The following is a 19,443-nucleotide window of genomic DNA, read 5'->3' as shown; positions in this document are numbered from 1 at the left end:
CTACTTCGCGATGCCAAGCTCGCCAAGCAGAGGGGTCAGGCGATTGCGCTCGCCCTGAAGGAAAGCACGCGTCTGAGTGCTGTTCTTGTAGTCGGCGGTCCACAGATTGCGCTTCACGGCTGCCGCCCATTCCGGTGACGCAGTGGCCTTCTGCAATACGTTGTCCCACCATGCAATTTCGGCGGGGGTCATGTTCTTCGGACCGACCAGCACGCGCCATGTCGTGAAGTCCACATTGATGCCCTGCTCTTTCCACGTCGGCACGTTCGCCAGTTCGCCGCCTTGACGCGTGCCGCCGGGAATCGCGATCATGCGCACGCTGCCCGACTTGCTCGGTCCGAGCACCACGCCGGCGGGCGTCGCAGCCGCGGTCACGTGGCCGCCCATCAGCGCCGTCAATGCTTCACCGCCTGAATCGAAGAACACGACTTTGATCTTCTTCGGATCCTGCCCGGCGCCCTTCATGACCAGCGCCGCGGCATCGTGACTCTGGCCGCCGGGCGAACTCGACACGCCCAGCGTCACGGTGGTCGGGTCTTTCTTGAGCATCTGCACGAGATCGTTGCCCGATTTGATCGGCGAATTGCCCGGCACCGAGAACACGACCTGTTCGGTGACGAATACGGCGAGCGGCGTCACGTCGTCGATGCCTACCGTGGAAAGGCCCGTGATCCGGTTGGTGATCAGCGGTAGCGCCTGAACCGTGACGAAATGGCCGTCGGCTTCGTGTGAATTGATGTACGCGATACTGACGGTGCCTCCGCCGCCCGGACGGTTGATGACCGTTACCGGTTTGGTCGAGAGCTTCTCCTGCTGAATCACGCTCTGCAGCGTGCGCGCGACCAGGTCGAGTCCTCCACCCGGCGCGCTCGGCACCACGATCTCGACCGGCCGTCGAGGCTGCCATGCGTCCGCGGCATTCGCGAGCGTCGCGCACGCTGCAAGCAACGCAACACAGATGCCACGTGCGACACTCGATGTCTCAAGCCTCCTCCTCATCACTTCGTCTCCTGTTTATGGTGGTCTATGACGGTTTAAAAATTGAATGCGTCGAAGGTGCTGGCGGCGAAGAGTCTCTCCATCGGCACCTCGTCCTGGATCAGGCCGTCGCTTTTCGCATAGCGCTGCAACGTGTCGAGGTCGGTACGGTTCTCTTTCAGACCGTAGCGCCAGTAGTCATCGCCCATCAGTGATTTGACGCACTCGTATTCGGATGTGATCCACGGATGCATTACGCGCAGCGTGTCGGTGATCGCGAGCTCGCCGAGCGCGATATCGCGCGACTTCCTGAACGCGGCAAACACATTGACCGGCAGCCACGGATGCTGTTCGACGAGCGAGCGGCGAATGCCGACCATGTGCATGGGCGGGAACAGCCGTGTTTTGCGGAACCACGCTTCCTCGTTTTCGCGGAAAGCGGGAAAAAGGCGCTGCACGTGTTCATTGCGGCCGAAGCACGATGGTGGTTTCGGCGCGATCAACGCGTCGATCTCGCCTCTGTCGAGCAGGCGCGCGAGTGTCTGGTCCGACGCAATCGGTTCCACCTGGATAGCGGACGGCAGGTTATAAGGCACCCGCGCCTCGCGGCCAGCCTGCTCGAGGCCGCCGATCACCCACTTCACGTCGCGGCTGCTCACACCGTATTCATCGGCGAGCATGCCGCGCACCCAGATGCCCGCCGTCTGCTGAAAGTCGGGCACGCCGATGCGGCGGCCCTTTAGCGCTTGCGGAGAATCAATGCCGCGATCGGTACGGATATAGATCGCCGAATGACGGAACGACCGTGACAGAAACACCGGCACGCCGATGTAACTGGTTTGCCCACGAGCGGTGGTCAAAAGATGCGTGCCGAGCGAGAGTTCCGAGATATCGAATTCGCCGTGGCGGAACGCACGTTGAAAGAGTTCTTCGGCAGGCCCATTCACGAAGTTGACCTTGCATCCGTCGATCGCGACCTTTCCGTCGATCAGCGCACGTGTGCGGTCGGTAATCTGACAAGCCAGCGATAGTTCAAGCATAGAAGTAAAGCGCCGTAGGCTGGTATATAAACTGGGGAAGAGTGCTCAAAAATAAATCTGAAAAACGCTTACGTATTTCGCAGTGCAAACTAATACTCCTGCGCCCGACTCGACGTTGGGTGCCCATCAATCCGCGCTCGTTAAACGCGGAGGTGCTTCGGTTTTTCTGGTAACCGGCCTGGTCAGGCGATCTGATCCGTGGCCGGCGGCGCTGCAGCTTCCTCGCCGGATTTCACCATGCCGTCCAACGCGACAAGCATGCGCTCCTTGCCCTTCGACACGTGACTGAAACTCATCTCGTAGCTCAGGCTCGCGTTGCGCGATTTGAGCGCATTGACGATCTCGCGGTGCTCTTCATTCGACTGAAGCAGCGCGCCGCGCTGAACCATTCCATGCACCCGGAACAGATGAAATTCCTTGACGAAACCGCGATACAGCTTGATCAATCGCGAGTTCCCCGTTGATCGCACGATGTAGTCGTGGAACTCGAGGTTCAACGGATCGAATCGCGAAAAATCGCCTTTCTGCGCGGCTTCCTGCATCTCGTCGACATACGCGTCGAGCTGGGTTGCCATGTCGTCCGTCAAGAGCGGCGCGAGCAACGACGCCGACAATGCCGTGAGACCTGCGCGCAGATCGTAGACTTCGATTGCATCGTCTCGCGTGACGCGCTGAATGAATACGCCGCGCTGCGGAATCAGATACACGAGGCCCAGTTCAGCCAGCGCGCGACATGCCTCACGCACAGGCCCGCGGCTCACCGAAAGCTTGTCCGCGACTGCCTTCTCATTGAGCCGTTGTCCCGGCTTCAACTCGCCGCTCAGAATCATTCGCTCGATCTCGTGCTGCACGACACCGGTCAGCGTATGCGCCCGGAAATCAGCTAGAGAGACGGTAGGGGAGATGTGATCAGTGTCCATGAAAACGAGTCTAGGTGGCGCCCTGAAAAATGTCAACACTTTACTTTTCACGATTTCATTCTTGCGAAACGCCCGTGCGGCGGGCCTGACGCGCCTGCCATCTCACTGACATTTTCACCTCAGACCAACCTGACACCCACCGACGTGCTTCTGCCCTGCCCCTCAAAACCGGTGCCGCATCCCGATCCGGAAAGCCAACTGGTTTTGTGCGTCGCTGCCCGAGTTGCCGAAGTAACTCGTCGTTTTGCCGATCATCGCCTGAACCGGCACGCCGTCATTCGTTCCGGACGCTTTCTGGTAAATCGCCAGCGCATAAACGCTGGTGCGCTTGCTCAGCGAATACTCGACACTGCTGTTGATCTGGTTCCACGTGCCCGTGGCAGATCCTCGAACCTGCGTGCGCGTGTAGCCCAGCGCGGCCACCAGCGGCGCATTGACCTGATACACCACGCCGCCTTCGTAGATGTTGAGCGTCGCGGCGCTGTGGTCCAGATTCTCGAGCCGCGTGTTGGTCCATAGCGCGTAACCGAGCACCGAGCCGAATTGATATTTGGCGCCGATGCCGAGGGTTCGCAGATCACGCTCGCCGAGCGGGTCCAGATTGGCGAGCGTCAGCTTGAGCGGCGGCACTTCCTGCAACGGATACGTGATGTCGGTATAGGCAAAGGCCATGCTGAACGGCCCGTTGCGATAGTCGACGCCGAAGCTGTACGTCCGCGACGAACCGCCGTTGCCGTTGTCGCCGTTCGAACCGCCGAACTCGCCCGCCGCATTGGAAAAACCGTACATCGCGCCGACTTTGAAGCCGTACAACCGCACGCTGTCGAACTTCACCGAATTGTTGATCCGCACCGACGTCAGCAGATCGAGCGTGTCGATGTGATATTCATAAGCATCGCCGGCCGTCAGGCCGCCGGTCGAATACCGGTTCAGATAGTCGTGCGAGAACGGATACTGGCGCCCCATCGTGAATGCGCCCACACCGCTTTTGGATATACCGACGAAAGCCTGCCGGCCGAACAGCGCGCCGCCCTGGCTGAGCGTACCGTCGCCCAGACCGAAACCATTTTCCAATGTGAACACGGCCTTGTAACCGCCGCCCAGGTCTTCGGCACCCTTCAAACCCCAGCGGTTGCCACCGTTAATGCCGTCGTCGAACTTGACGAGACTGGAGCTGCCACCGGACGCGTTCTCCGCATGATTGACGTAGCTGATGCCGGCGTCGATCAATCCATAAAGAGTCACGCTGCTCTGCGCGTGGGCCGCGCCAGCCAACCCTCCTATTGCTACGGCACACATCAGCTTCTGAGCCTTGTGGGTGTTCACTTAAGTCTCCTAATTTTTATATCAGATTGAAAGGAATTCCTCGCTTCGGGTTTCGGCCTCAACCGGCGCCCTCGAACCTCCACCTTCAACTGCCTTACAGCCGAATTCCGCACTTGCCTGCTCCGGCGACGCAACCTGCCGTGAGAGCCGGTTCCGCTGGTGCGTCACAACTTGAAACGGAGTGTCGAAGGTTTTATGATAAATGTCAACATTTTACACACCCAGGGTTTTCCTGACACACAGCATCGATATGGCTTACTGCGCAATAGATTTCGGCACCTCAAATTCAGCCGTGGCGGTGCCTGACGGCAACCGCATCGCACTCGCATCCGTCGAAAAAGGCGCGACCACCCTGCCGACGGCCATCTTCTTCAACCATGACGAACGGGTTCACGTATTTGGACGCGCCGCGCTGGCGGCCTACGTCGACGGCTTCGACGGCCGCCTGATGCGCGCCATCAAAAGCATTCTCGGGACGGGCATCGCGGAATCCAGCACGGCCTTGGGCGATGGATCGGCAATCCCGTATCTCGACGTGATCGCGATGTTCATCGGCCATCTGAAGGGCTGTGCGCAAACGCGGCTCGGCGCGCCGATCGATCAGGCCGTGCTCGGGCGCCCGGTGTTCTTCGTCGACGACGACCCCGCCGCCGACGCCCGCGCGCAACGGCAGCTCGAAGCGGCCGCCCGCTCGGTGGGTTTTCGCGACATCGAGTTTCAGTACGAGCCGCTTGCTGCCGCCTTCGATTACGAATCGCGGCTCGGAGAAGAAAAAATCGTGCTGGTCGCCGATATCGGTGGAGGCACCTCGGATTTCTCACTGGTGCGGGTGGGTCCGCAGCGAATGTCGAGGATGGATCGCAAGGAAGATGTGCTCGCGCATCACGGCGTGCATGTCGCCGGAACGGACGTGGATCGGCGGGTCGAATTGGCGGCCATTCTGCGAGAGGCCGGGTATCGTAGTCTGGACACCGAAGGACGCGAAATACCGAATCGCGCCTACTTCGATCTGGCGACCTGGCATCTGATCAACTCGCTCTACACGCCTAAACGGCAAACCGAGCTTCGGCTCATGCGCCATCTGTATCGAAACCCGGTTCATCATGACCGGCTGATGCGGGTGGTGGACCGGCGGCTCGGCCATGCGCTCGCCGCGAGCGCGGAACGGGCAAAGATTGCGATTGCGGCCGGGGGCGACACGCTCATCGAGATCGACCCGATCGAGCCGGGCCTGAGCGTCGCTTTCGATGAACAGCAACTCGCCGAAGCCACGCGCGAAGAAAGAACACGGATCGTTCACGCCGCGCGGGAGACTGCGCGGCTGGCCGGCATCGCTGCGGGTAAAGTCGACGCCGTGTATTTCACCGGCGGTTCGACCGGGCTCGCGTCCTTGACGCGCGCGATTGCGGGTGCGTTTGCGCAAGCCGAACTCGTGTTCGGCGACCCGCTAGCGAGCGTGGCTACCGGCCTCGGCATCCACGCAAAACGGGTGTTCGGTTAGCTGGAGATTCGTGACGGCGGTGTTACCCCGCGGCGCCCGCTCCAATCAATTCCCGATGCAACGCCATGAATTCGTGGGCGAGCTTGTGACGCGGATCGAAGTGAATCATCGGCTTCGCGTACTGATGCGACTCGCGAATCTTCACGGACGTCGACAATCGCGACTCCAGCACAGGCAAGCCCTCGCTGATCAGTTCCTCGACCAGTTGAAGCGGCAGACTCGCGCGCGGCTGAAACTGGTTGATCACGATTCCTTCGACTTCGAGTCCGGCGTTGTGATCCTGCTGAATCTCCTTGACGTTGTCGAGCAGCGTGTACAAAGCGCGGCGGGAAAAGTCGTCACAGTCGAACGGAATCAGGCAGCGTTCGACCGCAATCAGCGCGGAACGCGTGTAGAAATTCAACGCCGGCGGAGTGTCGATGTAGATCGCGTCGTACTCATCCAGTTCGTTCAACGCGTCACGCAGCTTGTAGATCTTGTAGCGCGATTCGAGCTTGCCGTGCAGCGTGTCGAGATCCGGATGGGAGGGCATCACGTCGAGGTTCTCGAACGGCGTGGGGTGAATGAAGGTCGAGACCGGCGTCGGCCTGAAACTGAAACTCAAGGCCGTTTCGAAGAAGTCCGCGACGTTGGGCTTGAGTTCGCTGGCCTGCTTGCCAAGAAGATACTGGCTGGAGTTACCTTGCGGGTCGAGATCGATGACCAGCGTACGCAGGTTCTCGCTGGCGTTGATGGCCGCCAGGTTGCATACGATGGTCGATTTGCCCACACCGCCCTTCTGGTTGAATATGACACGCCGCATGGACCTCTGCCCCTTATTTGAAGAACGCACCAAAGGCACAGCTTACCCTGGCAAAATGACAGCGCGAGGTGCGGCCTTATGAATAGTTCTCGAAGCCCTTCACCTGCGTCCAATCGGGCCATGCCGGGGCGATACGATCTGGTTCATGGCGATGGTCCGGAATTGAGTTGATGCGCATCGGGGTTAACGCGCTTGTCGACTGACCGGCTTCTCGCCGAGCGGCCGCAGCCTCGACAGGTACCCATCCACCAGCGCGATGAGTTCCCGCGGCAAGACGGGCGACGCAAGCTGCCCCTGCCGTGCCGCTTCGTGGACGGCGCCCGCAAGGGCGCCTGCGAGCACTCGCGCACCCACGCAGCCGCGTTCGGCAACGCCGCGAACGTTGGCCCTGAACAGCGTTTCGTACGCCTTTGTGCATTCCACATCGAAGCGATCGTGAGCGCTACGCGAATCCTCGCCGCGCGGGCTCTCTTCCAGCAGCACGCGGTGTGCCGCCGGGTGCCGGCTGTGTACCGCGATCATGCCGTCGACGAGCACCGTGATGCGTTTCACGCGCGGGGTTTCGAGGTTCGCCGCGGCATGCAGCACTGCGAGCACATCGTCGAAGTGCCGGCGACGCACGGCTTCGATCAGCGCCAGCTTGTTCGGGAAGTACTGATACAGCGATCCGATGCTCACGCCCGCCGCTTCCGCTACGCCGTTAGTGGTAAGCCCTTCCCAGCCGCGCTCGCCGAGAATGTGAGCCGCCGCGTCGAGAATGGCGTCGATGGTGGCCCGCGAACGCGCTTGCTGCGGGGCTTTGCGCATCGCGCCGCGTGGCGCGGCAATGCGAGTAGCCAAGTGTGACTCCTGAATGGGAATATGAGCAATATGCTCGCATTCCCGGCGCGGGTCCAGAGGTTCGCCGGGCACGCGGATCTTCTGGAGAAAAAGCGATGGCCGTGATCGGACATGGCGAGTTTTATCGCCAGCGGGCTAGCCGTCTTTCAGCGCGATCAGATCGTCGCCGAAAGGCGTCGCCATATCATCCAATGCAACGCGCCCTGCCCGCTCACGCATGCGCGCCCGCGATGCCGACGTAGTTTTCCGCCATCACCGTGGCCGCCGCGCGCGAGGTCGTCACGTATTCGAGTTCGGCCACCTGAAGCTGCTGCTCAAAAGGCGACGCGCCCTCGATACGGTGCATCATGCTGGTCATCCAGTACGAGAAATGCTCGGCGCGCCAGATGCGTTTGAGTGCGGTCGTGCTGTAACTGTCGAGCAGATCCGTGCGATTCTCGACGTAGAACGCGTTCAGCGCCTCGGTCAACACACGCACGTCGGCCACCGCCAGATTCATGCCCTTCGCGCCGGTGGGTGGCACGATATGCGCCGCATCACCCGCGAGAAACAGCCGGCCATGTTGCATCGTGTTCGACACGAAACTGCGCATGCCGACAATGTTCTTCTGAAAGATCTTGCCGTCGACGATTGTCTGGCCGTCGTGCGAATCGACTCGTGCATGCAGTTCCGCCCAGATGCGGTCGTCGGACCAGTTCTCGACGGAGTCCCTCGGATCGCACTGGAAGTACATGCGCTGCACATTCGGGGAGCGCGTGCTGATCAACGCGAAGCCGCGCTCATGACGCGCGTAGATCAATTCATCCGATGACGGCGGCCCTTCGCACAGGATACCGAACCAACCGAACGGGTACACCCGCTCAAAGTCCTTGCGCAATGCCTGCGGAATCGATGCGCGCGACACGCCTTGCGAACCATCGCAGCCGATCACGAAGTCGCATTGCAATTCGTACGCTTCGCCCTCGTGGCGATAGCGGATCGACGGCGTGTCGGTATCGATGCCGTGAATCGACGTCTCCGAGACGCCGAAGCGCAGCTTGCCGTCGTCGGCCACGCGTGCCGCGACGAGATCCTTGATGACTTCGTGCTGCGCGTAGACCGTGATCGAATGCCCCGTGAGTCCGGTCAGGTCGATGCGGTGCCGCTTGCCGTCGAAAGCCAGTTCGAAGCCGTGATGCAGTGCGCCTTCCGCTTTCATCCGTGCGCCGACGCCGGCTTCGGTCAACAGGTCCATCGTGCCTTGTTCAAGCACGCCGGCGCGAATGGTGGATTCGATCTGATCGCGACTGCGCGACTCGAGCACGACGGAGTCGATACCGCGCAGGTGAAGAAGATGGGAAAGAAGCAGGCCCGCAGGCCCGGCACCGATGATGCCAACTTGGGTGCGCATGAGTTGTCTCCTGAATGCAGCGTTAGATTTGCACTCAGTTTGACGATCACGCACTGTATCGCGCAACGCGATATGGTGGATAGGCTGTATCCAGTTTTGAGATAGCAGCCTTGCTCGGGCACATGCAGCCGATCGGCGAAATCGCGCCCAAACGCTGTCCAGACGGGGCTTATGGCCCATTCACCCGACGCCTCATCCTTCGCACAGCGTTGCGCTACCTCAAGGTAAACCCCGAGCCGCTCTAGGACGCGAGAAACAGCCGATACACCGGATTCTGCGTCTCTTCCCAGTTCGGATAACCGAGCGTGGCGAGAAACTTGTTGAACGCTTCATTCTCGCTGTCCGGCACCTGGATGCCGACCAGAATCGAACTATAGTCCGCGCCCTGGTTGCGATAGTGGAACAGGCTGATATTCCAGTTCGGCGCCATCGACGAGAGGAATTTCATCAGCGCACCCGGACGCTCGGGAAACTCGAAACGGAACAGACGTTCGTCGTGTGCCAAAGGCGAGCGCCCGCCGACCATGTAGCGGATGTGCTGCTTGGAGAGTTCATCGAACGTCAGGTCTACGGTGGCGAAGCCGTGCGCTTCAAACGCGCCCGCGATCTGCGCCGACTCGCTGCGATTCCTGATCTGCACGCCCACGAAGATATGGGCGGAGTTCGCGTCCGCAATGCGGTAATTGAATTCGGTGACGCTGCGCGTGCCGACCAGTTCGCAAAAACGGCGGAAACTGCCACGCTCCTCGGGAATCGTCACGGCGAACACCGCTTCGCGCGCTTCACCGACTTCGGCGCGCTCGGCCACGAAGCGCATGCGGTCGAAGTTCATGTTCGCGCCCGACGTGATCGCGATCAGCGTCTGGTTCTCGATGCCTTCGCGTTCCGCATACTGTTTCGCGCCAGCCACTGCGAGCGAGCCGGCGGGTTCCAGCACGCTGCGGGTGTCCTGGAAGACGTCCTTGATCGCGGCGCATAGCGCGTCGGTGTTCACGAGCAGCACGTCGTCGAGATATTCGCTGCACAGGCGGAAGGTTTCTTCACCGACCAGTTTCACCGCCGTGCCGTCCGAGAACAGACCCACTTCGTTCAGCGTGACCCGCTCACCGGCTTTCAGCGACGCCGCCATCGCGCACGAATCATCGGTCTGCACGCCGATCACCTTGATCTCCGGGCGCACCGACTTCACGTACGCGGCGACGCCCGCGGCCAGTCCACCGCCGCCGATCGGCACGAAGATCGCGTGAATCGGGCCCTGATGCTGGCTGAGAATCTCCATCGCGACGGTACCCTGGCCGGCGATCACATACGGATCGTCGAACGGATGCACGAAGGTCAGACCGCGCTCTTCCTGCAGTTTCACTGCGTGTCCGTAGGCGTCGCTATACGATTCGCCGAACTGCACGACTTCGACAGTGGGACCGCCGTGCGCGCGCACCGCATCGACCTTCACCTGCGGGGTCGTGACAGGCACCACGATGATCGCCTTCACGCCCATGCGCGCCGCCGACAGCGCCACGCCCTGCGCATGATTGCCCGCCGACGCCGTAATCACCCCACGCTCCAGCGCTTCGGCCGGAATATGCGCCATCTTGTTGTACGCGCCGCGCACCTTGAACGAGAACACCGGCTGGTTGTCCTCGCGCTTCAGATAAACCGGATTGCGCAGACGCGCCGACAGATTCGGCGCGCGTTCGAGTTCGGTCTCGCGGGCCACGTCGTAGACGCGCGCGGTCAGGGTTTTTTTCAGGTAGTCGTGACGAAGCGCGACGCTATCGGCGGCTTCAGCGGCCTGTTTGAGTTGGTGTAACGACAAGGCAAGCTCCTGTGCGGCAAGGACGAATCAGCAGAGAGTTCACCAGGAGGCAGGCTGCAAGCGGATATAAAAAAAACCCGCCTCGTGGGGCGGGTTATGTGTCACTGCTATCAGACGCGCGCTAACCCACCATTCGATGAATGATGCTAATAATCAGCGCAATACGGATGTCGAGGCAGTTCATGTGGCCGATCTTCGTTGACTTGGGGCGCTTTGTCAATCCCTGTCGATTGTTATGCGCGCCGCGGCGTGCTCTTTGCGTGGCGGCGAAATGCGCTCGACGGCGCGCAAACCAGGATCCGGCAAGGCGGCCGAGCACCGCGTATTCAACACACGCTCGTGTAGAAACTGGTCGAGCTTGCCGACCGGTTTCACGTCGATGTTCTTCAACTTGCCTGAGCGATTACCACGGGATCCGAAATAAATTTCGAGCGCGTCCAATCCTTCGTCGAGTGAAACATGTATCAGCGTAGTTGGACTCTCTTGCGCTCCACGTCGCGCATGAGTATCAATGCACGCCGCTTTGCTTCCTGAAAGCGTTGAGAATGCGCTTTTCGAGCGAATTGTAATCACCACCGAAGTGGTGATCGCCCGAGGTGCGAATCACCTCGACGCCGGTTTTGGTCAGCGCCGGACACAAGGTGTCCTTCTCGTTCTCGCCGTAAAAGCACTGCACGATCGCCGGCGGCACGCGCGTCAATTCCGGCTGGACCTTCAACGCCTTGTCGCTTGCCGGCATGCCGAGCCAGCCGCCCACGCGAATCTGAAAATCGGCATCCGGCGCGAAGCCGAGCAACGCGATCAGCGACACCTTCGCGCGCAGCGTTTCCGGCAGACGGTTATAGGCGAACGGCATCACGTCCGCGCCGAACGAATAACCGACCAGCGCGATATGCTGCGCATTCCAGCGCGTGCCGTAGGTTTGCATCACGCGCGCGAGGTCGCGGCTCGTTTGCGCAGGCGGCTTTTCGCTCCAGAAATAGCGCAAGCTGTCCCAGCCGATCACGGAGACGCCGTCTTTCTGCAGCGCCTGGGCGATCGTCTTGTCGAGATCACGCCAACCGCCGTCGCCGGAAATCACGATCGCCATGAGGCCGTTCGGATGCGCGGCCGGCAATTCGATGAGCGGCAGATCGGAGACGTCGTCGTCGCTCGTCGACACCGCTTGCAAATGCGGCGTGACCAATGCGACGAGGCGGGTGCGATCGGCGTTACCCGTGGCCGCCTTTTCGACGAAGCCCGGCACCTTGTCGCGGATAATCGTCGGGTCCGGCGGGCAAGGCTGAAAGCGCGGATCGAGCGTGTGGTCGGCGCCCACCGAGACCGCGCCGGCGATCGTATTGGACGGCGCCTGTTCGAGCACGTGCACGGCGAGCGTCGCGCCTTGGCCCGTACCCGCGACGATCGGCGCGAAATAATGACTCGATTGCGATTGACGTTCGAGTTGATGGCTCAACGCTTCCGCATCGCCCACCAGTTGATGGCAGGCTTCCTTCTTCGCACTTAGATTAGCGGCATAGCGCGCGGTGTCCACGCCGACGGTCAACGCGCCGGCCTTGGCGAGCGCGTCGGCGCTCTGCTGATCCGCCGCGCTCCAGCCACTCGCTTGCGAGTACAGCACCACGAAGCCGCGCAACGGGCCAGTCGGCTGTGTCACCGTGACGTCGCCATAACGGCCACCGGACACGGTAGTGGTCGCGGCGTGCGCGAGCGCGCCGCCGGTCACGAGGCTCGCCGCCACGGCGAGCTTGAACAACGAATGCAATGTCATGAACGCCGGCCTCCTGCCAGCAATGACAGGTCCGCGAGCGTGAAGAACACGCCCACCGAACCCGACGCCGCGAGATAGCGCGGCTCCCAATGCGGCTGGAACTTGCTCTTGAAAGCACGCAGTCCGCGGAAGTTATAGAAATGGCCGCCGAAGCGCCACACGATGCCGGCGAACCGGTGCCAGCGCGATGCGAGCGGTGTGGGCTGCATGCCTGAGAGCGGCGCGATGCCGAGACTGAGCGAGCGGAAACCCGCCTGCTTCAGATGCAGCGCCAGCTGCGTGAACAGATATTCCATTGCATACGGCGACGCGCTTTCCACATGACGCATCACGCCGACCGTCGCCTCGGTGTTCATGTCGGTCGTCATAAAGGTGACGAAGGCGGCCGGTTCACCGTTCTGGCGTACCAGCATCACCGATTGCGCGGCGAGGTACTCGTCCGTGAAGGCGGCCACCGAGAAGCTCTTTTCGCGCGCGTCGCGGCTGTCGAGCCAGCCGTCGGAAATCTCGCGCAGCGTTGCGAGCGACGCGGGCACGTTCGCCTGATCGATCACTTCGACGGTAAAGCCATCACGCTCGCCGCGCTTGAGCGCGTAGCGAAGGTGCGCGCGATGCGAGCCCTTCAGGTCGAAATCGTCGAGTACGACATGTGCTTCCTCGCCTAGCTTCATCAGCGTGAGACCGGCGTCGAGATAAAGCGGCAACGCGTTGGCGCGCACCTGATAGAACGCCGCGCGCCCGCCGTGCGTATGCGCAAGCGCGACGAACTTGCTGATCAGACCGGCCCACTCTTCGCGCGGACCCACCGGATCGTGCAAAGCGGCCCACGTGCGGCCGTATTTCGCGTACATCAGGAAAGCCTTGCGCGACTCGGAGAACAGAAAGCTCTTGTCGCCCATCAGCGCGAGACCGGCGTCGCTGCGTTCCTGTGCTCGCACGATGCGCGCCGCGTCGTGCAGATCTTCCGGCGCCGGTTTGACGAAGCGTCCCGGCGCGGGACGCAGCAACTGCCAGAACGAGAACGTCGCGGCGAACAGGCTCGCGGCGAGCGTCGCGCGCAACGCGCGCGGCGCGCGTTCGTCGAAGGCGAATTGCCACCACAGGTCGCGCGTGTATGGCACGTCGCGGAAAGCAAACAGCATGACCCACGTGGCGAGCATCAGCACCATCGCAACCGACACCAGCCAGCCGGCCGTAAAGCGCTCCGCGAACAGCGACGAATGACGGTTGAAACGCCGGCGCGTGGACAGCAGCAACACGACCAGCATGCCGAGCACCCCGGCTTCCACGAACGCCAGACCTTTGGTCAGCGACAACGCGAGACTCAGCACTGCCAGCAGAAGCGTCATCCACCACGCGGCGTCCAGCCGCCGCAGCAAACCACGGGCAACGAACAACAACGCCACGCCGAGCACGCTGCAGAGCATCTGCGAACTTTCGAGCACCCACAGCGGCAGCACATCGCGCAGCATGTGAATGCGTTGCCAGAACGCGGGCGTCGCGCTGGAAATCACCAGCATGCCGCCGACCACGAACGTGACGAGACTCAGGAACAGCGGCGCGAGCTTCGACGCCGCAGCGGCATGTTGCAGCGGCAACCGGCTTTTTAGCGCGCGGCCTTCGAAGCCGGCGAGCAGCGCAGCCGAGACGATCAACGGGACACCGAAGTAAATCGCGCGATACGCGAGCAAGGCGGCAACCATCTGATGCGTTTGCACGCTGCCGTTCAGCGTGAAGACCATCGCCGCTTCGAACACGCCGACGCCGCCGGGCGTGTGGCCGATCATGCCGAGCAGCATGGCCGCGGCGTAGACCGTGATGAAGGTCACGAAGCTCACGTCCGCATGCGGCAGCAATGCCCACAACGCGAGGCCGGCGGCCACCACGTCGAGCACCGCGAGCGCCACTTGCGCAAGCAGGTCGCGGCGCGCGGGAATATCGAACGAGAGCCACTCCCAGCGCGTGCGCATCGGGCGCGTTTCGCTGCGGCAGGCGGCGGCCGCCAATCCGAGTACGACGAGCAGCGCCATGCCGATCCAACGCAGCGTGACGGGTTCGAGATGCAGCATCGGCGCGAGCGTGCCAGCCACGCCGACCATGCCGAGCGCCGTCATCAACACCAGTGCGAGCGCGAGCGACACGCTCGTGAACACCGTCATGCGGCCGATCTGCGCGGGCGTGATGCTCGCGACGCCGTAGACGCGCGCACGCACGGCCCCGCCAGTGAGCGCGCCGAAGCCGGTGGCATTGCCGAGTGCCGAGCCGGCGGTCGCACCGATCCACAGCGCCACACGCGGCACGACCGCGCCGAGATAGCGCAAACCGACGGCATCGCGGCCAACCAGCGCCACATAGCTGAGCGCGGTGGCGCCGAGCGCGGCGGTCCACTCGCTGGCCGTCAGCTGACGCAATTGACGCATCACCGAGCGATAGTCGACTGCTTGCGACAGGTGTTGCAAAACGACCAGCAGCAGCGCGCCAATCACGAGCGCGAGCACAGGCGAGAGAAATCCCCTGCTGCTGAGCGTTTTCGATGCACGGTCGAACATCGCGCCTAGCCGGTCGAATTTATAGTTATATCGATGGAACATGGTCAATGCAGGGCCTTGCGTGGAACTGTCGCGACGGATTGTCCTTCGCGGCGTCGCCGGTTATTGGCGATTACAAATGGATAACGGCACAGGGGTAAAAAGGTTGACAGCGTCAGCCGTATCGAGGGGTTTAACCTGGCCCGCCCATTGAATTTGAATGCACTGCGCGACGTGGCGCAGCAATCCGCGTGCATAAAAACGGTCGATATTGCCGATTGGGCCGCGATGAGGCGCGCCGGCTTGTCGACAGGGGGCTGAAGTTTAAACGCTATTTGCGCGCGGCGAATGAAGATTCGACGTGGCGTCGATTGCGCGCGGCATGGCCTATCGCTCGAAGCGTTGAAACGCGGCATCAAGATTTTCTCTTCGCGTGCCGTAATCGAGAGCAATAGCTCAGTGAAACGCGGCGCACTTGCCGGGTGAAATCAGGTACTCGAAGGAGAATGAAGATGGCGGAACAGGATTGGATGATGGCGGGCGTGTATCTGGTCGGGTTGGTGTCGATGGCGCTGTTGATGAGCGCACTGGCCACGCGAGCGACCATGGAGCGCAAGGCCGTAGTGAGGGTGTCGAGCCGCGCCCGCGACTAAACCGAGCCGTAAAGTACGGGCGGTTGCCGTACGAGGTCGGAAACACGAGCGGCGTCACGAATGACGCTCACACGGTGCGAACTGCACGCGTGCCGCCGCTGCAAAGAAGCTTGAATGATGAAACCAGATCGCACAGCGTTCGCTGCACGTGCCGGCGGGCCGCGGTGATATCGCGGCCAGGCGGGCATGAATCACGCAAAAACGACGCTAAACCGTGGCGCCGTGCGCATGACAGACGCGGCGCATGTCTGCGCCCTGCTGTATCGGTCTGCGCGTGTGGCGCGCGGCTTTTTGTCTTACTCCGGACGGCGATGCGCTTCCGCGATCACAGCGCAGTTTTGCAGGTGCAGATTCAGTGCATGCAATGCCAAGGCGCGCAGCTTGCCAAAGAAGGTGTTGTTGGCGGCGACGGTAGCGCGGACAGCGGAAGCGTTGGAAGCGGTGTTCATGGCGGGACTCCTGTATAGGGTTTATACCTAGGCAATAACCCGATTATAGCCATCTCCTGCCGCACTGCAACAAATATCAATAAAACCGCAGACTGTTGCGCGACGGTCACAATTACAACGACACGATCTTAAAAAGGGCGGCATCGGCTTGTGCGCTGTTAACAATCCGCACCGTACAGGTGCAATAATGGCCCCTTTGCCCGCGGCCGTTCGCCGCAGCCCGCCGTCATGACCGCCGTCCAGAAAGCTCTGATTGCGCCCCTTATCGTCGCGTGCGCGATGTTCATGGAAAGCGTCGATGCGAACGTGATCGTCACCGCGCTACCGGCCATGGCACGCGACTTCGGGCGCGATCCGGTCACGCTGAAAATCGCGGTAACCAGCTATGTGCTGGGCTTGGGCGTCTTCATTCCCGTGTGCGGATGGCTCGCCGACCGGTTCGGCGCGCGCACGATCTTTCGCACGGCGATCGGCATCTTCGTGACGGGCTCGCTGCTGTGCGCCGCGTCGAATTCTCTGGCCACCTTCACGCTTGCGCGCTTCGTGCAGGGCGTGGGCGGCGCGATGATGGTGCCGGTCGGGCGGATCATCATCTTTCGCGTGGTGCACAAGTCCGACTTCATCCGCGCGATGAACTATCTGAGCGTCCCGGCGATGCTCGGCCCCGCCGCGGGACCGCTGCTCGGCGGCTTTATCACCACCTATCTGCACTGGCGCCTGATTTTCTTCATCAACGTGCCGATCGGCATTCTCGGCATCTATCTGACCAACAAGCACATCGCCAATACGCGCGAACCGGACCCCGGCCCGCTCGACTGGGTCGGTTTTTTTCTGTCGGCGGCGGGTGCGGTGCTGCTTCTGCTCGGGCTGTCACTGGTCGGCGGCGAACTGATCTCGAATCGCGACGCGTTCGGCATGTGCGCGTGCGGCGCGGTTCTGCTCGCGGCCTATGTCGCCTACGCGCAGCGCGTCCCACTGCCGCTGCTCGACCTGCGCTTTTTCAAGGTGCCGACGTTCCAGGCGAGCGTGCTCGGCGGTTCGTTGTTTCGGATCGGCCTCGGCGCATTGCCGTTCCTCTTGCCGCTGATGCTGCAGGAAGGCCACGGCATGAGCGCGTTCGAATCCGGCCTGATCACGTGCGCGTCCGCGTTCGGCGGCATGTTCATGCGCACGGTCGCCTCAAGCGTGCTGCACCGCTTCGGCTTCCGTTCGGTGCTGGTAGTCAACGCCGCGTTGTCGGGGCTTTCGATTGCGGCCTGCGGACTATTTTTCCCCGGCACGCCGACCTGGATCATCTGGGTGGTCGTGTTGCTGGGCGGCTTCTTCCCCGCGCTGCAATTCACCAGTCTGAACTCGCTCACCTACGCGGAAATCGCCACTCGCGACGTGGGCCGCGCCACGAGTCTCGGCAGCGTCGTGCAGCAGATGTCGCTCGGCCTCGGCGTGACGATCGGCGGTATCGTGCTGCAGATCTCGCGCGTGCTGCATGGGCATCCGGGCATCACATGGTCGGATTTCTGGCCGGCGTTTCTGGTGGTCGGCCTGTGCTCGTTCGCGTCGATTCCGGTCACGCTGCGCATGCCTCACGGCGCGGGTGAGGAAATCTCGCGCGGCGGCCGGGGCTGACCGGTCGCCTCAAGCCTTCTTGCGGATCACGCTCACTTCGCCGTTGCGTTCGAGAATTGCCGCGGCCACGTCGTCCATCGAACGTGAGCCGGTTTTCTGCCGCACGCTTTCGTGCACGTCGGTTCGGGTAATGAGCGCCGCATCCAACTCGCGCGTATTGAATGCGCCGTTGCTGAACACCTCGCGTTCGACGCCCCCCACCAGCCGCTCCAGCCCGGGCGAGCGCATGCACGCCCACGCCAACAGCCGATGACACGCAACGATCATGAACGACGCGACCACGGTGGCGATAAACGGCGACGCGCCGGCAATGGCCCGGCTCAACGTCGCGCCGAGCAGTATCACCACCACCGAATCGAACGGCGAGCGTTGTCCGAACGAGCGCCGGCCCGAGATCCGGATCAGCACTAGCGCGATCAGAAACACGACGATCGCGCGCATGGCCATCTGCAGCGGATCGAGCGTTCTGCCTTGACCGAATAGCAGCAAGATCGCGTCCATCATGTCGCCCTCCTTTGGCAGCGACAGCCGGCGGCGTCCCCTTACCCGGCGGCCGCCCACGCCGCCAGCGTATCGCCGAAGCCGCCGCGAGCGCGAGCCGCTGCGCGCGCGCTCGTAATCACGCGCGGCGCCGCGCTCCACGCGATGCGCGCGCCGATCGCGATCAACCGGTCGACCAGCGCGACATCCTCGCTACACTTGAGCGGTGGAAAGCCGCCCGCGCGCCGGTAGGCGTCGGCCGACACGCCGAGGTTCGCACCGTGAATGTGACGATGACCGTCGGCATCGACGTAAGTCTTGCGGAAGTATTCGCGCACGCTGTGCGGGTGCGCGGTCCAGTCGTCGACGGCAATCGAGCCGCACACCGCGTCCGCATCCAGCGAAAGCTGCGCGACCAGCCAGCCTGACGAGACGCGGCTGTCGGCGTCGGTGAACGCGAGCCAGCGCGCGCCATCCGCCAGCAGGAAGTCCGCGCCGGTTGCGCGCGCAATACCGACATTGCGCGCTTTCAGCGCCAGCGTCTCGACGCCGTAGGCACGCGCGATCGCGCCGGTGAAGTCGTCGCAAGCGTCGAGCACGACCACAATGCGCACTGTTTCGCCCGCCAGGTCCTCATGGCGGGAGGCAGCGATCAAGGCCGCGAGGCAAGGCGCCAGCAACGCCTCTTCGTTATGCGCCGGAACGATCACGCCGATCATAGGAGCCCCTCGCGCTGCGCGACCGACCGTGCGTCGCGCGACCAGACGTCGATCAGCAGATCGGCTTCATCATGATGCGCGAGACGCGCGAGGCCGCAGCGCGTATCGAACAGCGCATGCGCGGCATCGGCGGATTCGAGCGCTTCGGCGAAGGGACGGCGCCAATGACATGCGAGCAGCGTGCCGTCTGTAGTGAGCGAAGCGGCGATTCGTGAAGCCAGTGATTCGAGCTCCGCCGAATCGAGGTAATACGCGAACTCGCTGATCACGATCAGATCGAACGGTCCGGCTTCCGTCGGCCATTCGCGCGGCACCGTGCGCTGTTCGACGCGGACGTGCGCTGCGCCCGCGACCCGCTCGCGCGCAAGCTGCACCGCGCGTTCGTGCAGATCGGCGGCAAGCAGCGTATCGCAGCGCTTCGCCAACTCGACGGTCAGTTCGCCGTTCGCGCAACCGGGCTCGAACGCGTTCCGGTAACGCGGACGCGGCAGCAACGCGAGCGTGAGCGAGCGCTTGCGGCTCTCGTACCAGCCTTCGCGCAACTTCCACGGATCGTCGCTCTGTTGATACAGTTCATCGAAGTATGTGACCGGAGAGCTCATGT

Annotated in this window: 18 protein-coding genes; 3 read left to right on the top strand and 15 right to left on the bottom strand. The window is 62.3% G+C overall.

Annotation, left to right across the window (positions count from 1 at the left end; translation table 11 throughout):
* The 4 genes from ACQKRQ_RS12705 to ACQKRQ_RS12690 all read right to left on the bottom strand — a co-directional run bounded on the left by ACQKRQ_RS12705 (position 1) and on the right by ACQKRQ_RS12690 (position 4,237).
* Positions 1-999: a tripartite tricarboxylate transporter substrate binding protein gene (locus ACQKRQ_RS12705; protein ID WP_132374267.1), complete on the bottom strand. Its 999-nt coding sequence runs from the start codon at positions 997-999 to the stop codon at positions 1-3.
* Between the two features lie 35 nt (positions 1,000-1,034).
* On the bottom strand, positions 1,035-2,018 hold the full coding sequence (locus ACQKRQ_RS12700; protein WP_132374266.1) for an ABC transporter substrate-binding protein: 984 nt from the start codon (positions 2,016-2,018) through the stop codon (positions 1,035-1,037).
* A gap of 182 nt (positions 2,019-2,200) precedes the next feature.
* A complete protein-coding gene (locus ACQKRQ_RS12695) occupies positions 2,201-2,938 on the bottom strand; it encodes a GntR family transcriptional regulator (protein ID WP_408180728.1) in 738 nt (245 codons plus the stop codon).
* Between the two features lie 162 nt (positions 2,939-3,100).
* On the bottom strand, positions 3,101-4,237 hold the full coding sequence (locus ACQKRQ_RS12690; protein ID WP_342960346.1) for a porin: 1,137 nt from the start codon (positions 4,235-4,237) through the stop codon (positions 3,101-3,103).
* A gap of 277 nt (positions 4,238-4,514) precedes the next feature.
* Between ACQKRQ_RS12690 and ACQKRQ_RS12685 the strand changes: the two genes are divergently transcribed.
* A complete protein-coding gene (locus ACQKRQ_RS12685) occupies positions 4,515-5,765 on the top strand; it encodes an Hsp70 family protein (RefSeq protein WP_427478310.1) in 1,251 nt (416 codons plus the stop codon).
* A 22-nt stretch (positions 5,766-5,787) separates the two neighbouring features.
* On the opposite strand, the gene ACQKRQ_RS12680 is transcribed toward ACQKRQ_RS12685, so the two are convergent.
* The 7 genes from ACQKRQ_RS12680 to mprF all read right to left on the bottom strand — a co-directional run bounded on the left by ACQKRQ_RS12680 (position 5,788) and on the right by mprF (position 14,933).
* Positions 5,788-6,567 carry a ParA family protein gene (locus tag ACQKRQ_RS12680; protein WP_427477269.1) on the bottom strand — a complete coding sequence of 260 codons (780 nt, stop codon included), beginning with the start codon at positions 6,565-6,567 and terminating at the stop codon, positions 5,788-5,790.
* 183 nt (positions 6,568-6,750) lie between these two features.
* Positions 6,751-7,407 carry a TetR/AcrR family transcriptional regulator gene (locus ACQKRQ_RS12675; protein ID WP_427477267.1) on the bottom strand — a complete coding sequence of 219 codons (657 nt, stop codon included), beginning with the start codon at positions 7,405-7,407 and terminating at the stop codon, positions 6,751-6,753.
* Positions 7,408-7,618: 211 nt separating this feature from the next.
* Positions 7,619-8,797 (bottom strand): 4-hydroxybenzoate 3-monooxygenase, encoded by a 1,179-nt coding sequence (locus tag ACQKRQ_RS12670; RefSeq protein ID WP_427477265.1) that lies wholly within the window; start codon positions 8,795-8,797, stop codon positions 7,619-7,621.
* Between the two features lie 241 nt (positions 8,798-9,038).
* The gene (gene ilvA, locus ACQKRQ_RS12665) at positions 9,039-10,613 is read right to left on the bottom strand and encodes a threonine ammonia-lyase, biosynthetic (RefSeq protein WP_408180734.1); all 1,575 of its coding nucleotides are present in this window, start codon (positions 10,611-10,613) and stop codon (positions 9,039-9,041) included.
* 216 nt (positions 10,614-10,829) lie between these two features.
* Positions 10,830-11,054, bottom strand: coding sequence for a hypothetical protein (locus ACQKRQ_RS12660; protein ID WP_427477263.1), 225 nt, complete (start codon positions 11,052-11,054; stop codon positions 10,830-10,832).
* Positions 11,055-11,121: 67 nt separating this feature from the next.
* Entirely contained in the window at positions 11,122-12,384 is a 1,263-nt protein-coding gene (locus ACQKRQ_RS12655) for a virulence factor family protein (protein ID WP_408289994.1), read from the bottom strand.
* Complete coding sequence (gene mprF, locus ACQKRQ_RS12650) at positions 12,381-14,933, bottom strand: bifunctional lysylphosphatidylglycerol flippase/synthetase MprF (protein WP_427478308.1); 2,553 nt, start codon at positions 14,931-14,933, stop codon at positions 12,381-12,383. Before mprF ends, ACQKRQ_RS12655 begins: the two co-directional genes overlap by 4 nt.
* Before the next feature lie 491 nt (positions 14,934-15,424).
* Between mprF and ACQKRQ_RS12645 the strand changes: the two genes are divergently transcribed.
* Positions 15,425-15,565, top strand: coding sequence for a hypothetical protein (locus tag ACQKRQ_RS12645; RefSeq protein ID WP_165923832.1), 141 nt, complete (start codon positions 15,425-15,427; stop codon positions 15,563-15,565).
* Positions 15,566-15,861: 296 nt separating this feature from the next.
* On the opposite strand, the gene ACQKRQ_RS12640 is transcribed toward ACQKRQ_RS12645, so the two are convergent.
* On the bottom strand, positions 15,862-16,014 hold the full coding sequence (locus ACQKRQ_RS12640; RefSeq protein ID WP_165923831.1) for a hypothetical protein: 153 nt from the start codon (positions 16,012-16,014) through the stop codon (positions 15,862-15,864).
* Between the two features lie 228 nt (positions 16,015-16,242).
* On the opposite strand from ACQKRQ_RS12640, the gene ACQKRQ_RS12635 reads away from it, so the two are divergent.
* A complete protein-coding gene (locus tag ACQKRQ_RS12635) occupies positions 16,243-17,640 on the top strand; it encodes an MFS transporter (protein ID WP_427477260.1) in 1,398 nt (465 codons plus the stop codon).
* Between the two features lie 9 nt (positions 17,641-17,649).
* Here the strand turns inward: ACQKRQ_RS12635 and ACQKRQ_RS12630 are convergent, their stop codons facing one another.
* From ACQKRQ_RS12630 to ACQKRQ_RS12620, 3 genes are read right to left on the bottom strand one after another with little or no spacing between them, the layout of a single operon-like run.
* Positions 17,650-18,144 carry a DUF421 domain-containing protein gene (locus tag ACQKRQ_RS12630; RefSeq protein ID WP_132374257.1) on the bottom strand — a complete coding sequence of 165 codons (495 nt, stop codon included), beginning with the start codon at positions 18,142-18,144 and terminating at the stop codon, positions 17,650-17,652.
* 38 nt (positions 18,145-18,182) lie between these two features.
* The gene (locus tag ACQKRQ_RS12625; protein WP_132374256.1) at positions 18,183-18,839 is read right to left on the bottom strand and encodes a glycosyltransferase; all 657 of its coding nucleotides are present in this window, start codon (positions 18,837-18,839) and stop codon (positions 18,183-18,185) included.
* A complete protein-coding gene (locus tag ACQKRQ_RS12620; RefSeq protein ID WP_132374255.1) occupies positions 18,836-19,441 on the bottom strand; it encodes a class I SAM-dependent methyltransferase in 606 nt (201 codons plus the stop codon). Before ACQKRQ_RS12620 ends, ACQKRQ_RS12625 begins: the two co-directional genes overlap by 4 nt.
* Positions 19,442-19,443 lie beyond the last annotated feature (2 nt).

The organism is Paraburkholderia sp. NPDC080076, from assembly GCF_050281145.1.
GTDB lineage: Bacteria > Pseudomonadota > Gammaproteobacteria > Burkholderiales > Burkholderiaceae > Paraburkholderia.
Note: the sequence above shows the minus strand (reverse complement) of the source record. Positions and strands in the feature narration are given on the sequence as shown.